This window comes from Rhizobium sp. ZK1 (assembly GCF_047782645.1).
Lineage (GTDB): Bacteria > Pseudomonadota > Alphaproteobacteria > Rhizobiales > Rhizobiaceae > Rhizobium.
Genome location: NZ_CP180587.1, coordinates 1,355,090 through 1,372,095, shown reverse-complemented (window position 1 = coordinate 1,372,095; position 17,006 = coordinate 1,355,090). Strand labels below are relative to the sequence as shown.

Here is a 17,006-nt window from a genome sequence, read left to right as displayed (position 1 = left end):
ATGTCGACGCTCAGTGATATCCTCGAGAAAGGCCGTTCCGTTCCGCACCATGTTCCGTGGCCGCGTGCTGTCGCCGATGCGGATCTATGGACATCGGCGACACGGGCGCTGTCCGAAGGACGTCTGATCCTGCTCGGCCTCTGGGGCGAGGAAAGCTCGGTTCATATGGCCTTGCTCGATGAGACGGTCAGCGCGATCGGCGTCCTCAGCCTGGAAGGGCTGGAGGGCTCCGGCTATCCTTCCGTCGCGCGATTGCATCGACCGGCATTGCGGCTGGAGCGGGCAATCCGTGACCTGATCGGCCTCAAACCGCAGGGTTTGCCGGACAGCCGGCCGTGGCTCGATCACGGCCGGTGGGATCGGCGCTACCCGCTTGGAGAGCGCGAAGTCGTGTTGCCGGAGGTTAGTCCCTACGCTTTTTTGCGGGCCGAAGGCGAGGGCCTGCACCAGATTCCGGTCGGCCCGGTGCATGCCGGCATCATCGAGCCGGGACATTTCCGCTTTACAGCCAACGGCGAGACGGTTGTCCGCCTCGAGGAACGGCTCGGCTATGTCCACAAGGGGATCGAGGCGTTGATGGCAGGCGCGGATCCGATCCGCGCAGCGAAGCTCGCCGGAAGAGTGTCCGGCGACAGCACGGTCGCCTACGCCTATGCCTTTTCGCAGGCTGTCGAGGCCGCACTCGGGCTCGTCATTCCGCTCCGGGCGAGCTGGCTGCGCGCTCTGATGGCGGAATTGGAACGGCTCGCCAACCATCTTGGCGATATCGGCGCCATATGCAACGACGCAGCGTTTCCATTGATGCTGGCGCATTGCGGGATGCTGCGCGAGCGTGTGTTGCGCGCAGCCGATGCCGCCTTCGGTCATCGCCTCATGCGCGACCGCATCGTGCCCGGCGGTATCACCAGCGATCTGAATGGCGACGGAGCAGCCGTCTTGCGAGATCTGCTTGCAGACATTCGCCGTCGATTTCCGGCCCTGGTCGAGCTCTACGACAACACTACCTCGCTACAGGACAGGACGGTCGGCACAGGCAGGCTGCGCGCCGAGCTCGCACGCGAATACGGTGCGGGCGGTTATGTCGGGCGGGCCTCCGGACGCGGTTTTGACGCCCGGCAGGCCACTCGCTACCCGCCTTATGATAGTCTAGCCTTCGATGTTCCGGTGCTGAACGACGGTGATGTCAACGCTCGAGTCTGGATCCGTATTCGCGAGGTCGAACGAAGCCTGTCGCTCATCGAGCAGATCCTCGACCGGCTTCCGGTGGGACCGATCCTCGAGGCGATCCCTTCCGTCAGTGAACGTCGGGAAGGTATGGCGCTCATCGAGGGTTTTCGCGGGGACATACTCGTCTGGCTGCGACTTGCACCCGGGGGCAGGATCGAACGCTGCCATCTGCGCGATCCATCCTGGTTTCAGTGGCCGCTGCTGGAGGCGGCGATCGAAGGCAATATCGTTGCGGACTTCCCGCTCTGCAACAAGTCGTTCAATTGTTCCTACTCCGGTCATGATCTCTAAAGGCAGGGTGGCATGCGAAAACTCCTCCTCGAAAGTCTCATCCGGCGGCCGCTGACGGAGCCAAGACCGCCGGTTTCCGACGCCGCGATGGCAGAGCTCGCCACCGCCATCGAAAGGAGCGCGCGCCGAAGCCTTGGACGCAGCCTGTCGATCCGCGCCGTCGATGCCGGGTCCTGCAATGGCTGCGAGCTGGAAATGCATGCCCTGAGCAATGTCTTCTACGATATCGAGCGCTTCGGTCTTCGTTTCGTCGCCTCGCCGCGGCATGCCGATGTGCTGCTGGTTACCGGGCCGGTGACCAGGAACATGGCACAGGCGCTCGAACGGACCTACATTGCCACGCCCGATCCCAAATGGGTCGTTACCCTCGGCGACTGCGGCCGTGATGGAGGGTGTTTTGCGGGCAGCTATGCCGTCCTCGGCGGGGTTTCAAAGATCGTGCCCGTCGATCTGCATATTCCAGGATGTCCCCCATCGCCGATGGATATCCTCAAGGGTCTGCTTGCGCTGCTTGACGATGTGAACGGGGAGGGCCGCGTTTCGTGACGGGCAGTTTCGATGGTTCGACTTCTGCAGGCTGTAGTCATTGCAATCATCACATTGATCGCGGCGACGCCAAGGCTGCTCGCGGCCATCTGGCACCAGATCGTGCCACCGATGCCGCCGCCGCGCCAGCGGCGTGATCCTGCGTTGGACGAGCGTCGGGCTGACCCCGCGATCCGCATGGCAATTGATGCCGTCGAGAAGGTGTTTGTCCGGCATTTCAAGTGGTCTTTTCGCCGGCTGCCGGATTCGAAGCTCGGCATTGATGCACGCGCCGAAATTCTTGATAGCGGCCGACCAACCGGAAAGCTCCTGCCCCTTCAAATCAGATCTGTATCATCGTGGGCGGAAGACGGTGGCGAGTACATCCATCACGGCGAGCACAGTCACCTCGATTACTGGACGAAGCACGTGTTGCCTGTCTGTATCGTCATCGTCGACGCCAGCACCGGGATGATACGATGGCAAAGAGCCGGCGAGGGAAACTGCACGGAGACGGAGTTGGGATGGACAATGGTTGTTCCGGCAGCCAACATACTGGACGCCAACGCCAAGCTCTGTTTCGAGGAAGTCATTGCCTCCGATCCGGAGCCGCTGATGCGTTCTGCCTTTGCCCTCGATCGAGAACTTATGCAGGAAGTTCAGGATCAAACGACATTCTTCGTGTGGGACGAGTGGGGCGATTCACCAGCGAACTTTTCCAATCTGCAGATCTATATCGGCGACGGAGAGAGGGATGAGCCGGATATTCGGATTGACTATCATCTTCGGGCAGACAATCTGCACGATGTTATGACCAAGCTCTTCCCTTGGGCGACCTATTCCTATGCAGAGCCGGTCAGGGAGTATTCGGAAGAGGTTGCCGTGCACGTCCTCGAGGTCGAACTTCGACCTGAAGCAGAGGCCTATCTCGAGGCTGAAGACTTCCTGGTCGCGGGCTACCCCGATGAAGAGGAGCCGCGCCCCCCGGAATTCGGAGGTTATATTACGGCGCAGGAAGAAGAGGCATTCTGGCGGAGCCGAGGTGTTTCTCACGGTCGCCGTGACCAGGACGAATGACTATACGGGGAAAGCAGTTCGCGTTTTGCCGATTGTGGCAAGACGCATGCTTCGGTTCGCATTGTCCGGACGCCCTGCTGGAGATCATCGTTTCCGGCACGCGGGAGAACGCGCTGACAGCCGATGAGGCAAGAAAGATCTGATCGATTGCCTCACCATTGGCAATGACACCGTCGAAATCGACCAGTTGAGGGGGCGGGCCGCCCCCCGTTTCCACTGGCTCATTCTCCATAGGGCAACCAGATCGTCTTGACCTGGCAGGCGCGGCGCAGCAACTCCACTCCCTGACCCTGCTTTGGATCGTGCCAGTCTCGAAGCCGGCCGCGATCGACCCAAGTGTACTTCAGGTTGCCTGCAGAAACCGTCTCGACCATGGCGGAACCTTCTTCGCTGCCGCAATACCAAATTGCCGCGACATCGTCGTGTTCGGCAAGGGTCTTGGCAAGCACATCACGTTCTCCGGTCAGGAGATTGATGACGCCGTCCGGAATGTCAGACGTCTCGAATACCTGGTAGAGACGCGCCGCCACCAGCGGATGGCTTTGGGCCGCAATGGCGACGACCCGGTTGCCGAGCGTGATGGCCGGCAGGATGAGGGACAGAAGCGACAGAAGGGGTGCTTCGTCGGGCGCGACAATGCCTATCGTTCCATACGGCTCGTTGACGGTCATTGTCACATGGCGGGACTTGGTTGCCGTCACGGCGCCGTCGAACTTGTCGGCCTGAGCCGCATACCAGAAGGCCCGGCAGATCGTCTGCTCCACTTCGTCCTCGGGCTTGGCACTTGCCCCGGTCACTTGTAGCGCGGCGACGAATTCGGCGCGTCGTTGCGTGAGGTTTTCGGCCAGGAAGTAGAGAACCTGGGCACGGTTGTGCGCCGTCACACCACTCCAGGAGGTCGCTTTGTTCGCCGCCTCGACTGCATTGCGGACGTCCTTGCGGTTGGCGAGCCCAGCCTGGCCGATCGCCTGACCGGCCTTGCCAAGGACCGTGTAACTCTGACCGCCATCCGGGCGCACCTGCTTGCCGCCGATGTAGAGCTTCGCTGTGACGTCGATCTCGGGACGCTCAACCTTGCCGCCAAGCGGTGCGACATGCGGGCGAAGCGTCGGCGTTGGACGCATCTTGCCCTCCTTTCCGCCTGCGGGCTTGAGATATTCGTACATGCCCGAGCGTCCGCCCTCGCGGCCGAAGCCGCTTTCCCGATAACCTCCGAAGGGGGCTGCCGCGTCGAACATGTTGGTGGCGTTGATCCAGATGACGCCGGCCTTGACCCGTGCGGCCACTTCGATCGCGCGGTTGATATTTTCAGACCAGACGGATGCGGCAAGGCCGTACCGGGTGTCATTGGCCAGTGCGACCGCCTCGTCCAGCGTCCTGAAGGTCGCACTCGTCGCGACCGGTCCGAAGATTTCCACCTGCGAGACGGTGTGGGCGGGCGCCGTTCCGGTGAAGAAGCCTGGAGCGCAGAAAAAACCCGTCGACGGCAGGTTCACCGGCGCCAGATTGAGGGTCGCGCCCTCTTCCTCGCCCTTTGCAATAAGGCCCTTAACGCGGGCGAACTGCTTTGCCGAGACGATCGCGCCGACATCCATCGTCTTGTCCAGCGGATCGCCGACGCGCAGTGTCTGCATTCGGTTCTTCAGCTTACCGAAGAAGGTCGGCGCGACACCTTCCTGGACGAGAATGCGGGACCCTGCGCAGCAAACTTCGCCCTGGTTGAACCAGATCGCGTCAACGACACCTTCGACGGCGGCATCGAGGTCGGCGTCTTCAAGAACGACGAAGGGCGACTTCCCGCCAAGTTCGAGGCTGAGCTTCTTGCCCGAGCCGGCAATCTGCCGACGGATGATACGACCGACATTGGTCGAGCCGGTGAACGCCACTTTATCGACGTCGGGATGGCCGGCGATCGCAGCGCCCGTCTCGCCGTCACCGTGAACGATGTTGACCACGCCGGGCGGGAGTCCGATTTCGTCCAGCAGTTCGCCGAAAGCATACGCGCTCAGCGGCGTGAGGTCGGCGGGCTTGATGACGACCGTATTGCCGGCTGCCAGCGCCGGGGCGATCTTCCATGCAAGCATCAGCAGCGGGAAGTTCCACGGGATGATCTGTCCGCAGACGCCGACGGCCATGTAGTTCGGGAATGCGTCATCGGCGATTTCGGCCCAGCCGGCATGGTGGTAGAAGTGGCGCGCGACGAGCGGGATGTCGATGTCGCGCGTTTCGCGGATCGTTTTGCCGTTGTCCATCGTCTCCAGCACGGAGAAGAAGCGCTCACGCTTCTGGATGTGGCGGGCGATCGCATAGAGATATTTGGCGCGCTCGTGTCCCGGGAGAGCGGACCAGGCAGGAAAGGCAGCGCGGGCAGCGCGCACGGCCGCGTCAACGTCCGCCGCGCCGCCCTTGGCGACGCGTGCGATGACTTCTTCGGTCGCCGGGTTGACGACCTCGATCAGTTCGCCTTCGGCGGCAGTGAATCTGCCTTTGATGTAATGGCCAAGGCCCGCCGCGCGGGCTTCGAGCCAGGCCTTGACTTCGGAATTGCTTTCGGGAGCTGGACCGTATTCCATAGTTTGCATAATGTCCTTAATGGAAGGCATGGTCATTCCTCAGGCTAGCGCGTGGCGATTGGCGGCCGAGTAGCGGCCGGTCAGATAGTGTTCGAGCTGGCGTTCGATATCGCCCAGCATGGAGGAGGCGCCGATGCGGAAGAGGTCCGGCATCATGAAGCGCGTGCCGAGCTCTTCCTTCATCAGGATCAGCCAGTTCATCGCGTCCTTGGCGGTTCTAAGTCCGCCAGCCGGCTTGAAGCCGACCATCTGGCCGGTCCGATCGTGATAGTCGCGCAGGGCGCGGATCATCGTCAGCGATACCGGCAGCGTGGCGTTGACATCTTCCTTGCCGGTCGAGGTCTTGATGAAGTCGGAGCCCGCCTGCATGGCGACCATCGAGGCACGGTAGACATTCGTCAGCGTTTTGAGGTCGCCCGTCGCGAGGATCGATTTCATATGCGCTGGGCCGCAGGCTTCACGCATTGCCTTGATCTCGTCGTAGAGCGCGGCCCATTCGCCTTTAAGCACATATTCTCGGGTGATGACGATGTCGATCTCGCTTGCTCCCTGTTCGACGGCATAGCGGATTTCGGCGAGGCGGAGCGGCAGCGGCATCAATCCTGCGGGGAAGCCGGTGGCCACCGAAGCGACCGGAATGCCGGAACCGTCAAGAGCTTTGACGGCATGAGGAACCATGGTTGGATAGACGCAGACCGCACCGACAGTCAGCTTGTCGATGCCTAGACCCTCCAAGAGATCGGCGCGGAGCGGCGCCTTGGCCTTGGCGCAAAGGCGCTTGACGCGGCCTTCGGTGTCGTCGCCGGCAAGTGTCGTTAGGTCGATGCAGGTGATCGCGCGCAACAGCCAGGCGGCTTGCCATTCCTTCTTGACGGTGCGACGGGTCGGCAGCGTCGCGGCCCGGCGTTCGGTTGCACTGAGGTTCACGACATATCTGTCGAACCAATCCGGGGTGAGGGATGTGCCTTCGGGACGAGGAAAATGTTCTGTCATTGTGATGTCCAATTTTTGCCGGCAGGGTTTACGTCTGGCCTCGGCGAATGTCGATGAAGCGATTGAGCAGGATGGCAGCGACGATGATCAGGCCGGTTACGGTCATCTGATAGAATGAGCCGAGGCCGAGCAGGCTGAAGATGTTGCGCAGAACCTGGAGCAGGATCACCGCGAAGAAGGTGCCGAGCACGCCGCCGCGACCGCCGGCTTCAGATTTGAAAGATTGTCCTCCCAGCAATCAGCATTTGTGAAATTTAATCACTTATGTTGAATTCAAGGCAGTACTCCTACCATCCGATTGTCAATCAGTACTGCCAAATCGCATCATCGAAAACTATAATATATTGATTATAAAAGATTTTATTTGCCAATATCGAACTTGGAAATGCGCCGATAAGCAATCGCCTCCATCAACACATCGAAACATGCGATGCAGCAAAATTCGGGAAAACCAACATATGTTGAATTGGCGTCGAAATTCTTGACCTTTGGTTTTGCGTCCCGACACTCTCCTATTGAGGTCATAGAGGTCCTGGACTGGCAAATCCTTGTCGAAATCGCAGGCAGTTGGCGCGAACGGATTTATTCAAGAGGGATCGCTCGCCGCCTTCGCGCGTAAGCCGGGCGCATCGGGGAGCGGGGGTGCGCATCCGGCAGGTGCGAACGCACGTCGGTCCGTTCTTTGATCACGCGGGCGTCAGGATTGCGGAGCCGTTGACTTGCACCCGCGAAGGACTAAGTTCAAACATTGCTAACATACTCCGCACGGCAATGGCAGCGGAGGGTGCGAGTGGCTGGGCGACCTTGAGGAGGATCAGGTTTGCCGTGGACTATCGTGTTGTACTGCTGATCGCCACTTCCGTGATTGCCCTTTCCCCTGCTAACGCTGGGGCGCAGGAGGGCGATGCGACGGTCGGTGCCGTTGTTTTCAAGAAATGCGCGACCTGTCATGTCGTCGATTCCGATACGAACAAGGTCGGTCCGTCGCTGAACGGGGTGCTGGGCAGAAAGGCCGGAACGCATCCCGATTTCGCTTATTCGGCTTCGATGAAGGCAGCCGGCGACGGCGGGCTCGTGTGGGACGAGGCGACGCTGCGCGACTATCTGCACAATCCGAGAGTGAAGGTGAAGGGCACGAAGATGGCCTTCGTCGGCCTGAAGGACGATAAGGAAATCACGGACCTCATCGCCTATCTCAAACAGTATTCCAAATGACGGCAATACTTCACGAGGCTGGCTGACGCCTTTCCCGTGCGTGGATATCCGCGAAGTTAACGTTAAGCGACTATTAATCGGCATGTGCAAATATTTGCACATGCGAGAAATGGAGTTCAGCTGAACCGTCGATCGCTCGAAAATTAAACTTGAAGCCACGGCTTCGAAAGGAGCGAAATGATTGGAATGATCGGCGGCAATACCAAGGCTCAACTGGCAGCACTGGCAGGCCTGAAGGCAAATGTCATGATTGCCGACAGCAAGCTGAACATCATCTATATGAACGGCGCTGTCCGCAAGCTACTGACGGCGGCCGAACAGGACCTCAAGAAAGAGCTGCCACGCTTTGCCGTCGATACTTTGATCGGTAGCAATATCGACATCTTTCACAAGAATCCGTCGCACCAGCGCGACATGCTCGCGCGGCTGACGAAGCCCCATAGCGCAACCATCCGTGTGGGTAGCCACAGCTTCGACCTGTACGTTACCCCGATCATGGAGGGTGGAAAGCCCAGAGCATTCGTGGTGGAGTGGGCTGACGCAAAAGAGCGCCTTCTCAATCTCGACTATCAAAACCAGCTGGCTGCGATCAGCCGCGTGCAGGCCATCATCGAGTTTACCCTGGACGGAGAAATCGTCACAGCCAACGAAAACTTCTGCAAGACGATGGGTTACTCGCTCGATGAGATCCGCGGCAAGCATCACAGCATGTTCGTGGACCGGGCCTATGCTGCCAGTTCCGACTATGCGGAGTTCTGGAGCGAGCTTAAGAGCGGTCGGTTCCAGGCTCAAGAATTTACACGGGTCGGCAGAAACGGCAAGAAAGTCGTGCTGAATGCCTCATACAACCCGATCCTCGATGAACATGGAAAAGTCGCCAAAGTGGTGAAATACGCAACCGATGTCACGGACCGGGTTTTTGCCGTCACCGAAATCGGTTCGTCGCTCAACAAGCTCGCCGAGGGCAGGCTCGATTTTCGCCTCGAACAGCCCTTCGCAACCGACTTCGAAAGCCTCAGGAGCAATTTCAACGAGGCTGTCGACAAGCTCGGCATGGCCCTCGGATCCGTGGCCGAGACGACGGCCCGGATCGATTCCGGCACCCGCGAGATCGCCGCAGGTGCGAACGATCTGTCGAAGCGGACAGAGCAACAGGCGGCCTCCCTCGAGGAAACGGCAGCCGCTCTTGACGAAATTACCGCCAACGTCAACAGTTCGACGAAGCGAACAGAAGAAGCGCGCGGTGTCGCAAGCCAGGCCAATCAATCCGCGGCAAAGTCTGCCGAAGTGGTTTCGCATGCGGAAGAGGCGATGCGAAAGATCGAGGAGAGCTCGCAGCAGATCTCCAACATCATCGGCGTGATCGATGAGATTGCCTTCCAGACCAATCTGCTGGCGCTAAATGCCGGTGTGGAAGCTGCGCGCGCCGGGGAAGCGGGCAAGGGCTTTGCGGTCGTCGCGCAGGAGGTGAGGGAGCTGGCGCAGCGTTCGGCGCAGGCCGCCAAGGAAATCAAGGGGCTGATACAGAATTCCACGTCCGAGGTCGAAAGCGGTGTGAAGCTCGTTCGGGATGCCGGTGAGGCGCTGAAAACCATCGGAGGCTTCATCATCGAGATCAACAATCATATGGAGGCGATCGCCACCTCTGCCAAGGAGCAGTCGACCGGTCTCGCCGAAGTCAACTCCGCCGTGAATTCGATGGATCAGACGACCCAGCAGAATGCCGCCATGGTCGAGCAATCGAATGCAGCCTCCAATGCGCTTGCTGAGGAAGCGGGCCGTCTGCGTACGTTGATCGCGCAGTTCAGCGTCGGCACGGTCCAGACTTCGGCGCTGCGGCAAGTGGGGCGGGCAATGGCGCTGCCGTCCTCGCACGCCCCATCCATCAACGCGGCTCCCAAGCTGAAGGTCGCGGCGAACGCCGGTGCCCGTGCGGCAGACAGCTGGGAGGAGTTCTGATTGAGTATCCGGAGCTTCGTCCGGTTCCTGCCTGCACCTGGCGAATTTCTCAGGGGTCGAGCCGATAAGGCCCGCCCCCTGATGTCGTGAAGACAGAGGGCTTGGCGACCTGGTACGGTCGGCCCGTTAGAGCAGGATAAGGGACGCCAGCGACAGAATGAGCGCCGGGAACATCACGACAGTGCCAAGCTTCAAAAATCTCCAGCTGCTGATATGGAGGCCTTCGCGGCGGAGTGCCGACAACCATAGGATCGTTGCGAGCGAACCCGTGACCGACAGATTGGGTCCGAGATCGACGCCGATCAGCACAGCGCCCGCCACCTTATCCGAGACATGCGCCGCCTGGACTGCACTGCCGGCGACCAATCCGGCCGGCAGATTGTTGACGAGATTGCAGACGATGGCGACGAACACTCCGGCCACGCCGACTGCCTGTGCTTGCGAAGCCGAGGCAAGGGAGGCCAATTGGCCGGAGAGAAGCCCTGTAACGCCCGTGCGATCGAGAGCTTCTACGATCACGAACAGACCCGCCACCAGCGGCAAGACGCTCCAGCTTATGCCCTTTATCGTTTCGACGGGGCTCTGCCGCGTCAGCATCAGGACAAGTGCCGTGGTGATGGTTCCTGCGAGAAAGGTTGGCACGCCAAGATCGGCATGCATGGCGGACGCCGTCACGAGGATGATCGCCGTCACCAGGATTCCCCAACCCGCAAGGCTGGCGCTGCGGGTAAGCGCCGGTCGCTCCGCACTGGCGGCAAGCCTGTCTTGCGAAAGAGTGCGCCACTGCGTCCAGTAAAGACAGACGAAAGTGACGACGATGGAAACAATCGACGGCAGGAGGAATATCGACAGCCAGCGTGACAAAGGCGGCATCTCGCCGCCGGCGAAGATCACGAGATTGGCCGGATTGGAGATCGGCAACAGAAAGCTCGCCGCATTGGCGATGAAGGCACATACCAGAAGATAGGGCATCGGGTCCCGGACCCGGGCCGCTCGGCAAGCCGCATAGACAGCAGGCGTGAGCACGACGGCCGTCGCATCGTTCGACAGAAAAACGGTCACGACGAGACCGACGAGATAAACGAGCACGAACAGACGCCTGGGAGAACCCTTGGCATGCGAAGTCGCAATGGCTGCTATCCAATCGAACAGGCCTTCCCGTCGGGCAAGCTCGGACAAAAGCATCATGCCGATCAGGAAGAGATACACATCGACGCCCTTGGCGATCCCAGCCAGGGCATCGACCGGCCCGATGAGCTGGAAGGCAAGAAGGACAAAAGCCCCAAGGGCAGCCCAGATCGCCTCCGGCCACCGGAATGGCCTGGTAACGACGCCGGCCGCGGTGAGCCCGGCAATACTCCATATGATGGCATTCTCAGTCATTCGGATCAGCTTGTTGGCAACGAGGCATATGATGGCCGCGGTGCGTGTTGCAGATTGGGCTTTCGGCGGACCGGATACATGTTCTGACGATCATCGGCAACAATCGGCCGACGACAAGGATGCGAAACCTCTGAGATGAGCAACAGCAGCGTTCTTACTCGCTCGGGGAATTTACTTGGATTCATTCAAAAGTAGTCATTGGCGGTTATGTGCATCAACGTCCTTAGTTGGTACTCGGTTTGACGATGGATCTTGCGACAGTTCTTCTTCTCCACAAATCTTCCTTCATCGTCGGCGCGATCTGTTTTTCCTATGTCAGGTGGCGGTCCAGAGAACCAGGGCTTGATCTTCTCTCGATCGGTTGTTGCCTTCTCGCCTTCGCATCGACGCTTGCCGGAATGGGTGAGCAGGGCTCGATAGCATTCGAGCTCTGGACTTTGGGAAGCTTTTCCGTGGGCGTGACAGGCTATTCGCTGATGGCGACGGGGTTGCTCCAGCTGAGTTGCCGCCAGCGAAAACGGTCAGATTGGATTCAGGTCGCGGTCGCGCTGATCTTGTCGGCGGCCGTCGGGGGCATGCACTGGTATGCGTACGGTCCGACGCGAGCCGCAATCTTCAACGCCGCTGCCACTGCCTTCCTCGCGGCCTCAGCTGCCCGAATTCTGAAAGACTTTTTTGCGGACCGCCTGCCGGCAAGGTTGGGCCTTCTCGCGTCTCTTTCGGCTGCGACGGGATTTTCGGGGCTGGTTGTTGTCGGGATGATCTTTCCTGCTCATGCGCCGATCGATCCACGCTACGCCTTCTTCCTGCTGATTATCTGCCACTTCTCCCTCGCGCTGTTCGTGATTGTGCTCGTCCAGGAACGAGCCGAAGCACAACTGAGACATCTGGCAAATACGGATGCCCTGACCGGAATACCAAACCGGCAGCGTTTCTTTGCATCCCTTCCAGGCGCGCCGAGAGAAGGCGACGCCTTCATCATGATCGACATCGATCATTTCAAGAGCGTCAACGACCGTTATGGCCATGAGACCGGCGATATCGTGCTTGTCGGCGTGGCTCAAGCCATCGCCGCCGTTGCCGGAACGGGAATGTCGCTTGGCCGGCTTGGCGGAGAAGAGTTCGCGCTGTTTCTACGCAATGAGACCGAAGAAACAGCTTTCGCCAAAGCCGACGAGGTTCGGCGGGCAGTCAAGGCTCTGGTGTTTTCCGCGGGCACGGCGGCCATCAGCCCAAGCGTAAGTGTGGGCGTTGCTCTTTTGAGAGACGCTGGAGATTTGCAGATGCTTCGTGATCGGGCGGACCAGGCGCTCTACGTTGCGAAGCGTGGTGGTCGCGACAGGGTCGAGTTCTACGCCAATCCCCAAGCCGTGACGGAACGCCCGGCGCGCGCTGACTTGTCAGCGGACGGCGCGCGTGACGTGGATTCTTGGCGTAAAGACGTTCAACAGGAGAGGTCGCGCGTCGCGTGACGGCGCCCGTTTCCAGCGCTTCTTCCAGGCGCAGTCCAGTTTTCAGGTCCTGACGAAAGGCACTTCTGACGTTCCGGAAGTGCTCCAAGTCGTCGTAATTGCCATATTTTCCATCTGTGCGATAATAAACACGATATTTGCAGAATGCGGTTTTACGGTCGGTCGGCCCAGGGAGGGGCGGAAATGGCTGTTGTGCTGGTTCTCGTCCTTGTTGTCGTCGGCTCCGTGCTGTTTCATGTGCTGAGCCCGTGGTGGTGGACGCCGATCGCGTCCAACTGGAGCTATATCGATAGCACGCTCATCATCACCTTCTGGATCACCGGCGTCGTCTTCGTGGCGGTGATTTCCTTCATGGCCTATTGCGTGTTCCGCTTCCGGCACAAGCCGGGCAACCGGGCGCATTACGAACCCGAGAACCGCAGGCTGGAGGTGCTGCTTGCTTCGGGAACGGCGGTCGGCGTCGCCGCCATGCTGGCGCCCGGCCTCTTCGTGTGGAAACAGTTCATCACGGTGCCTGCCGATGCCGCATCGGTGGAGGTGGTCAGCCAGCAATGGCTGTGGAGCTTCCGCCTGCCGGGTGCTGACGGAAAGCTTGGCCGCGCGGAGACGCGTGATGTTACCGCCGAGAACCCGCTCGGCCTCGACAAGAACGACGCAAGCGGCCTCGACGACATCATCATCGAGGGCGGCGAACTGCACCTGCCGATCGGCAAGCCGGTGCACATATTGCTGCGCTCCGTCGATGTGCTCCACGATTTCTACGTACCGGAATTCCGCGCCAAGATGGACATGATCCCCGGCATGGTCACCTATTTCTGGCTCACGCCGACACGGACGGGAACCTTCGAGATTCTCTGCGCCGAACTTTGCGGCGTCGGCCATCCGCAGATGCGCGGAACCGTCATCGTCGACAACGACGCGGATTACCAGACCTGGCTGGGGCAGCAGCAGACATTCACCCAGTTGACGGCGTCATCGGGAGAGCCGCCGCCGGCAAACTGAACCGGCGGGAAAGACGGCCGCGGACTGGGAAGAAAAGGGACGAGAGATCATGGTCGAGATTCCATCCGGCAGCATCCCCTCCGCCGAAGTCGAGGATGTCGAGCTTTATCATCCGAGAAGCTGGTGGACGAAATATGTGTTCAGCCAGGATGCCAAGATCATCGCCGTGCAATATTCGGTGACAGCCATCTCGATCGGCCTGGTGGCGCTGGTGCTCTCCTGGCTGATGCGGCTGCAGCTTGCCTTTCCCGGCTATTTCGCCTTCATCGACGCCGACCACTACTACCAGTTCATCACCATGCACGGCATGATCATGGTGATCTATCTCCTGACTGCGCTGTTCCTCGGCGGCTTCGGCAATTACCTCATTCCGCTGATGGTCGGCGCGCGCGACATGGTCTTCCCTTATGCGAACATGCTGAGCTACTGGATCTATCTCGTCGCGGTGCTGATCCTGGTCGCGGGCTTCTTTGCCCCCGGCGGCCCGACCGGGGCGGGCTGGACGCTGTATCCGCCGCAAGCCGTTCTGTCAGGCACACCCGGCGGCAAGGACTGGGGCATCTTATTGATGCTCACCTCATTGATCGTCTTCATCATCGGCTTCACCATGGGCGGCCTGAACTATGTGGTGACCGTGCTGCAGGGGCGCACGCGCGGGATGACGCTGATGCGCATGCCGCTCACCGTCTGGGGCATCTTCACCGCAACCGTGATGGCGCTCTTGGCCTTTCCGGCCCTCTTCGTCGCCTGCGTCATGATGCTGTTCGACCGCCTGCTCGGCACCAGCTTCTTCATGCCCGCGATCGTCGAAATGGGCGAGCAACTGAAACATGGCGGTGGCAGCCCGATCCTGTTCCAGCACCTGTTCTGGTTCTTCGGCCATCCCGAGGTCTATATCGTCGCGCTGCCTGCCTTCGGCATCGTTTCGGACCTGATCAGCACGCATGCACGCAAGAATATCTTCGGCTACCGGATGATGGTCTGGGCGCTCGTGATCATCGGGGGCTTAAGCTTCGTCGTGTGGGCGCACCACATGTATGTCAGCGGCATGAACCCGGCCTTCGGCTTCTTCTTCGCCACCACGACGCTGATCATCGCCGTCCCGACGGCGATCAAGGTCTACAACTGGGTGCTGACGCTCTGGCGCGGCGACATCCATCTGACGCTGCCGATGCTCTTTGCGCTTGCCTTCATCGTCACCTTCGTCAATGGCGGGCTCACCGGTCTGTTCCTCGGCAATGTCGTCGTCGACGTGCCGCTGTCGGATACGATGTTCGTCGTCGCGCATTTCCACATGGTCATGGGTGTCGCGCCGATCCTCGTCATCTTCGGGGCGATCTATCACTGGTATCCGAAGGTGACGGGACGCATGCTGAACGAGGTGCTCGGCCATATCCACTTCTGGATCACCTTCCTCGGCACCTATGCGATCTTCTTTCCGATGCATTATCTCGGCCTGCTCGGTGTGCCACGCCGCTATTTCGAGATGGGAGAGACGGCCTTCGTTCCGCCTTCGGCCCATACGCTGAACATCTTCATCACCGTCATGGCGCTGATCGTCGGGGCGGCTCAGATGGTCTTTCTGTTCAATCTGGTCTGGAGCCTTTTCCGGGGCAGGGAGGCGGGCGGCAATCCATGGCGGGCAACGACGCTCGAATGGCAGACGCCGCAGACCCCGCCGGCACACGGCAACTGGGGCAAGGATCTGCCTGTCGTCTACCGCTGGGCCTATGACTACAGCGTGCCCGGCGCCGCCGACGATTTCATCCCGCAGAATGTGCCGGCAAGCGATGGCGTCACACGGGAGGTTCCGGCATGAACGTCATGCTGATCTTCCTGTCCGCAATCGGCGCCATCATCATCTGGTGGCTGGCCGGGCAGCGGCTGACCTCGAAACCCTGGCTCGAAACCGGCTCGGTGCAACTGCCGGCTCATGACGACGCCGAGCGGCAGCGGTCACCTGTGCCGGCGGTGAAGATCGGCCTCTTCGTGTTTCTCGGCGTCGTCGGAGCGATCTTCAGCCTCGCCGTCAGCGCCTATTTCATGCGCATGGCCTCTGCCGACTGGTGGGGGATGCCGGTTCCGCGCCTGCTCTGGGCGAATACCGCAGCACTCGCCTTGAGCAGTGCTGCACTGCAATGGGCCAAACGGGAAGCACAGCACGGCCGCATGGAAAGCCTGAGGCCGGCGCTTGTGACAGGGCTTGCGCTTGCCGTCTTCTTTCTCGTCGGTCAGATCCAGGCGTGGCGGGAGCTGACGGCAGAAGGCTATGTGCTTGCCGACAATCCTGCCAACAGCTTCTTCTACATGCTGACTGGCCTGCACGGTCTGCATATTCTGGGCGGGCTTGCCGTTCTCACGCATACGACGGTCAGGGCATTTTCAGCCGACGCTCAACCGGAAAGGATGCGGCTCAGTGTCGATCTCTCGGCCATCTATTCGCATTTCATGCTCGCCGTCTGGCTTTTGCTCTTCGCGCTCTTTGCCGGCTGGGCGAATGATTTTGTCGATCTCTGCCGCACATTGCTTAACTAGGGGCTTAACTAGGCGCTGAATCAGGAGGTGCAGATGGCACAGACTATCGGGACACACGACGAAGCAAGCCTCACGCCATCAGGCCTGCGCGGCGTCGCGGCCGATTTCAGCTCGGATCAGCGCGCCTTCAAGACCGCCTCCTGGGGCAAGGCGATGATGTGGATATTTCTGCTCAGCGACACGTTCGTCTTCGGCTGTTTCCTGATCGCCTATATGACCGCCCGCATGTCGACGCCGGTCCCCTGGCCCAATCCGAGCGAAGTCTTCGCGCTCCATATCGGCGGCCAGGACGTTCCGCTGATCCTGATCGCGATCATGACCTTCGTGCTGATCTCGAGCAGCGGCACCATGGCGATGGCGGTCAATTTCGGCTATCGCCGCGAACGCCGCACTACAGCAATACTGATGCTGCTGACAGCACTTCTCGGGGCGACCTTCGTCGGCATGCAGGCCTTCGAATGGACGAAACTGATCACCGAAGGCGTGCGCCCCTGGGAAAATCCATGGGGGGCGGCACAGTTCGGATCGACCTTTTTCATGATAACAGGCTTTCACGGCACCCATGTCACTATCGGTGTCATCTTCCTGCTGATCATTGTCCGCAAGGTCTGGCGTGGCGATTTCGATGTGGAACGGCGCGGTTTCTTCACCAGCCGGAAAGGCCGCTACGAGGCCGTCGAGATCATGGGCCTCTACTGGCACTTCGTCGACCTGGTCTGGGTCTTCATCTTCGCGTTCTTTTATCTGTGGTGAG

At 60.2% G+C, this 17,006-nt stretch carries 14 protein-coding genes; 10 read left to right on the top strand and 4 right to left on the bottom strand.

Translation table 11 applies throughout. The features are described from left to right. From ACK9YZ_RS28880 to ACK9YZ_RS28870, 3 genes are read left to right on the top strand one after another with little or no spacing between them, the layout of a single operon-like run. Nucleotides 1-1,518 (top strand): nickel-dependent hydrogenase large subunit, encoded by a 1,518-nt coding sequence (locus tag ACK9YZ_RS28880; RefSeq protein WP_416067013.1) that lies wholly within the window; start codon nt 1-3, stop codon nt 1,516-1,518. Between the two features lie 12 nt (nt 1,519-1,530). After that, entirely contained in the window at nt 1,531-2,064 is a 534-nt protein-coding gene (locus ACK9YZ_RS28875; RefSeq protein ID WP_416067012.1) for an NADH-quinone oxidoreductase subunit B family protein, read from the top strand. 12 nt (nt 2,065-2,076) lie between these two features. Continuing rightward, nucleotides 2,077-3,120: a DUF4365 domain-containing protein gene (locus tag ACK9YZ_RS28870; protein WP_416067011.1), complete on the top strand. Its 1,044-nt coding sequence runs from the start codon at nt 2,077-2,079 to the stop codon at nt 3,118-3,120. 221 nt (nt 3,121-3,341) lie between these two features. Here ACK9YZ_RS28870 and ACK9YZ_RS28865 read toward each other — a convergent pair whose 3' ends face one another. Genes ACK9YZ_RS28865 through ACK9YZ_RS28855 form a run of 3 tightly spaced genes read right to left on the bottom strand, consistent with a single transcriptional unit; the run spans nt 3,342 to nt 6,924 of the window. Next, on the bottom strand, nt 3,342-5,723 hold the full coding sequence (locus ACK9YZ_RS28865) for an aldehyde dehydrogenase family protein (protein WP_416067010.1): 2,382 nt from the start codon (nt 5,721-5,723) through the stop codon (nt 3,342-3,344). Nucleotides 5,724-5,732: 9 nt separating this feature from the next. After that, complete coding sequence (gene deoC, locus ACK9YZ_RS28860; RefSeq protein ID WP_216760266.1) at nt 5,733-6,686, bottom strand: deoxyribose-phosphate aldolase; 954 nt, start codon at nt 6,684-6,686, stop codon at nt 5,733-5,735. 28 nt (nt 6,687-6,714) lie between these two features. Then, entirely contained in the window at nt 6,715-6,924 is a 210-nt protein-coding gene (locus tag ACK9YZ_RS28855; protein ID WP_416067009.1) for a hypothetical protein, read from the bottom strand. Between the two features lie 587 nt (nt 6,925-7,511). Between ACK9YZ_RS28855 and ACK9YZ_RS28850 the strand changes: the two genes are divergently transcribed. Both ACK9YZ_RS28850 and ACK9YZ_RS28845 read left to right on the top strand, forming a co-directional pair. Beyond that, nucleotides 7,512-7,901, top strand: coding sequence for a c-type cytochrome (locus tag ACK9YZ_RS28850; protein ID WP_416067008.1), 390 nt, complete (start codon nt 7,512-7,514; stop codon nt 7,899-7,901). Nucleotides 7,902-8,078: 177 nt separating this feature from the next. Further along, entirely contained in the window at nt 8,079-9,860 is a 1,782-nt protein-coding gene (locus tag ACK9YZ_RS28845; RefSeq protein ID WP_216760268.1) for a methyl-accepting chemotaxis protein, read from the top strand. 126 nt (nt 9,861-9,986) lie between these two features. On the opposite strand, the gene ACK9YZ_RS28840 is transcribed toward ACK9YZ_RS28845, so the two are convergent. Next, nucleotides 9,987-11,243, bottom strand: coding sequence for an arsenic transporter (locus ACK9YZ_RS28840; RefSeq protein ID WP_416067007.1), 1,257 nt, complete (start codon nt 11,241-11,243; stop codon nt 9,987-9,989). Nucleotides 11,244-11,488: 245 nt separating this feature from the next. Between ACK9YZ_RS28840 and ACK9YZ_RS28835 the strand changes: the two genes are divergently transcribed. The 5 genes from ACK9YZ_RS28835 to ACK9YZ_RS28815 all read left to right on the top strand — a co-directional run bounded on the left by ACK9YZ_RS28835 (nt 11,489) and on the right by ACK9YZ_RS28815 (nt 17,005). Next, nucleotides 11,489-12,715 (top strand): GGDEF domain-containing protein, encoded by a 1,227-nt coding sequence (locus ACK9YZ_RS28835; RefSeq protein WP_416067006.1) that lies wholly within the window; start codon nt 11,489-11,491, stop codon nt 12,713-12,715. Nucleotides 12,716-12,898: 183 nt separating this feature from the next. Then, entirely contained in the window at nt 12,899-13,717 is an 819-nt protein-coding gene (locus tag ACK9YZ_RS28830) for a cytochrome c oxidase subunit II (RefSeq protein WP_416067005.1), read from the top strand. A 49-nt stretch (nt 13,718-13,766) separates the two neighbouring features. Continuing rightward, entirely contained in the window at nt 13,767-15,536 is a 1,770-nt protein-coding gene (ctaD, locus tag ACK9YZ_RS28825; RefSeq protein ID WP_416067004.1) for a cytochrome c oxidase subunit I, read from the top strand. After that, on the top strand, nt 15,533-16,252 hold the full coding sequence (locus ACK9YZ_RS28820; protein WP_216760273.1) for a cytochrome c oxidase subunit 3: 720 nt from the start codon (nt 15,533-15,535) through the stop codon (nt 16,250-16,252). The genes ctaD and ACK9YZ_RS28820 overlap by 4 nt, the downstream gene beginning before the upstream one ends. Before the next feature lie 33 nt (nt 16,253-16,285). After that, on the top strand, nt 16,286-17,005 hold the full coding sequence (locus ACK9YZ_RS28815) for a heme-copper oxidase subunit III family protein (protein WP_216760274.1): 720 nt from the start codon (nt 16,286-16,288) through the stop codon (nt 17,003-17,005). Nucleotide 17,006: the final 1 nt, after the last annotated feature.